This is a genomic window from Pseudanabaena sp. 'Roaring Creek' (genome assembly GCF_001402795.1).
Classification (GTDB): Bacteria; Cyanobacteriota; Cyanobacteriia; order Pseudanabaenales; family Pseudanabaenaceae; genus Pseudanabaena.
This window is the reverse complement of the sequence record NZ_LIRE01000447.1, coordinates 1-3,156: the sequence shown is the minus strand read 5'-3', so window position 1 is coordinate 3,156 and position 3,156 is coordinate 1. Positions and strand designations below refer to the sequence as shown.

Here is a 3,156-nt window from a genome sequence, read left to right as displayed (position 1 = left end):
GCTATAATTCATTGAAATGTTTTCTCACTTCAGTGAATTGGTATTAGTTAGGTCAAATAAAACATTAAAGATGGATGATGCCGCTTCTTATAGCAAGCTCTATTTTGGGTTTTATATGTTAAGTAAAACTGATATACAGCAGTCCTAAATTATTTGTAGATTTTTGGGTTTGTGGAAGCGCCCCCTGAAAGGGGGAGCGCTTCCACAAACCATTTAGGATTGCTATAGAGCTATAGTAATCTTAGATATTTCGATATAGTTGAAAAGAAAAACCTAGAAGAGTCTAACGCTCACACAGTAGTTGGCAGTCTCTCCTAGCTTTAAGTTAGGTATAGCGGCTTAAATGACTTGTGGATTTCTAAGTTTCTGCGAGATTGCAATTTTTTCAGCTTCACAAATTGGTTGCTTCTACTATCGATCAATGGGTAATTCAATTCTGATGGGTGATGTATTTTTTGTTAGAATTAGGTCTAATGAAATGTGACGGTAAACCGTCTAGCAGCAAAGACTAAAATGATAGAAAATTTTTTGTAGAATAAAGATATTATTGGTCGCGGAACATAGATATGAGAGACTCAAACAAAAAATCTCGTTACAAGCAACCTCTGATTTATGCTTCGATGCTTTTGTTGGGTGTGATTTTAGGAGCTTGGGCAGTTGTGTCAGGAGTGAGATCCCCCAATACAACAGTGGTTACTCCCGTAACACAGGTTGCTTCGATATCGCCAGCAATTGCGCAGGACAGTGATAAAAATAAATCGATCCCAGTACCACGAAATTATATTGTGGATGCAGTTAACCGCACTGGTCCCGCCGTTGTCAGAATTAACGCATCTCGCACCGTTGCTAATACCCAACAAATACCCGAAGCATTTTTAGAAGATCCTATGTTTCGCCAGTTCTTTGGTGACCAATTGCAACGCTTACCAAAAGAACGAGTAGAACGTGGCACAGGATCTGGCTTTATCATCAATAAAGAAGGTGACATTATCACTAATGCCCATGTTGTAAGTGGCGCAGATAAAGTTACTGTAGTTCTTAAGGATGGCCGCCAGCTTGAGGGGAAAGTAATTGGTAGCGATGAGCTTACCGATGTAGCTGTAGTTCAAGTTAAGGCAGATAATTTGCCTGTTGTAAGTCTTGGTAGTTCTGTAAGCTTGCAACCTGGAGACTGGGCGATCGCGATCGGCAACCCTCTAGGTTTAGACAATACTGTAACTGCAGGGATAGTCAGTGCGATCGGTCGCAATAGCGGACAAATCGGAGTAGATAAGCGTGTTAGTTTTATCCAAACGGATGCCGCGATTAATCCTGGTAATTCGGGCGGACCATTGCTTAACCAGAATGGCGAAGTTATTGGTGTAAATACAGCAATTATCCAAGGTGCACAGGGATTGGGCTTTGCAATTCCAATTGAAACTGCTCAACGCATTTCCAAGCAACTGATCCAAAGTGGTAAAGTGACCCGAGCTTATCTTGGCATTCAAATGGTTACGGTTGATGCAAATGTAAAGAGTCAAGTGAACCAAGACACTGATTTTGGTGTCAAAATTTCGGAAGATAAAGGTGTTCTGATTACTAGAGTCGTTGATAACTCTCCAGCAGCATTGGCAGGAGCCAAGCGAGGTGATGTAATTGTTAAGTTTGACGACAAGGATATCTTAACGGCTGAACAAGTTACCCAACTAGTAGAGGATCGGGCTGTAGGTGACAAAATTCGGATGGAAGTTAAGCGAAACGGTCAGGTAGTAGCGTTAAATGTTGAAGCCGCTCAATTCCCCCAAAAGTTTCCTAACTAGTAGGTAAAAGACTTATGGCAATGGCTGCACATACACCACAAGTCTTTGGCTTGGGTTTCCATTATGCCTAGTTCTTAGCCATAGCAACCTAAGAGCTACTCCCTTCCCACCCAAAGATTAGCAGTGCGGTGCGAAGCACCGCACTGCTAATCTTTGGGTGGGAAGGGAGTAGCTTGTGCGCCGCCAGTCTTGTTAGGACAAAATTAAACCCCCCAAAAGAGGTTTGCCGCGCTCCGCGCGGCAAACCTCTTTTGGGGGTTTATAGCAATTCACAAAAGTGTTGTAACGCTTTCGTGAATTGCTATAAAAGGAATGTGAGACGAGATCCTTCACTTTATCTAGATCACTCATACTCCCTTCTCGCTATAAAATTAGACATTAAAAACCAAGAATTAGCGTTGCGGCGCGAAGCGCCGCAACGCTAATTCTTCACTGGGAAGGGAGTATGAGTAAATTTTTTGGTTGGCTTGTCACTCTGCTGCTGCTATCTTTTGCAGGATTTGGACTGACACAGTGGTTCAATTTACCCTTTGGTAATTTTGTGGATTGGGTAATTGCGGCAAGTATTTTTGTCTGGTTGATTATTATTGTTACCGTACCTTGGAATATTTACTTCCAGTCTAGATCGGTACTCGATCGCGCAAAAATTTCTAAGGAAAGAGGGGTTAATGTCGATGAGAATCAATTACCCTATGTCCGATCGCTAGCGCAAAGATCCTTGGGGATAGCCTTGGGATTGCATTTCATTTCGGCGATCGTCCTCTATGGATTAGCTGCCACTGGGGTGGGCACGATCGGTTATATTGGGGCGATCGCCGCAATTCTATTAACAATATTAAGACCTGCTATTAGCGCCTATGAATACATATCACAAAGGTTGCGGGCAATTTTGCAACAAATTGACTATCCGCAAGAAGATATAATGGAGTTACGCCAGCGTTTTGCTACTTTAGAAGAACTGGTGCGCCAAATTAATACACAACTGAATACGGACAATCCCTATTCATGGGTGTCCAAATACGAACAGTTTGCCGATGAGACCCGTAAAGATTTATCGAAACTAGTCGCTAACATAGAGGATCTGCGTGCCACCAACAATAGCGACCACGAGCGGCTAGTTCGCGAGTCCCGACAAGCGATCGCGCAATTAAGCACTGACAGTCAATTTTTAGAGCATGTTAGAGAAATTATTCGTTTTTTTAAGAGTGCATAATTTTAATAAACCTAATACATAAACCTAATATAGCTATAGCCAAATAAGTTAAGACATAAAACCCAGAAGAGTGTTGCGGCGCTTCGCGCCGCAACACTCTTCTGGGTTTTGTTTTTGTCCTAACATAACTGGCTACTGCTATAC

The 3,156-nt window shown here is 42.3% G+C and carries 2 protein-coding genes; both read left to right on the top strand.

Annotated elements, in window-relative coordinates:
* The first annotated feature begins 566 nt into the window (after positions 1–566).
* A complete protein-coding gene (locus tag AC805_RS14480; protein WP_055076075.1) occupies positions 567–1,799 on the top strand; it encodes an HhoA/HhoB/HtrA family serine endopeptidase in 1,233 nt (410 codons plus the stop codon).
* A 445-nt stretch (positions 1,800–2,244) separates the two neighbouring features.
* A complete protein-coding gene (locus AC805_RS14475; RefSeq protein ID WP_055076074.1) occupies positions 2,245–3,012 on the top strand; it encodes a hypothetical protein in 768 nt (255 codons plus the stop codon).
* Positions 3,013–3,156: the final 144 nt, after the last annotated feature.

Excerpts from the sequence above, each read along its gene's own strand:
- AC805_RS14475 (WP_055076074.1), top strand. The coding sequence starts at position 2,245 with ATGAGTAAATTTTTTGGTTGGCTTGTCACTCTGCTGCTGCTATCTTTT.
- AC805_RS14480 (WP_055076075.1), top strand. The coding sequence starts at position 567 with ATGAGAGACTCAAACAAAAAATCTCGTTACAAGCAACCTCTGATTTAT.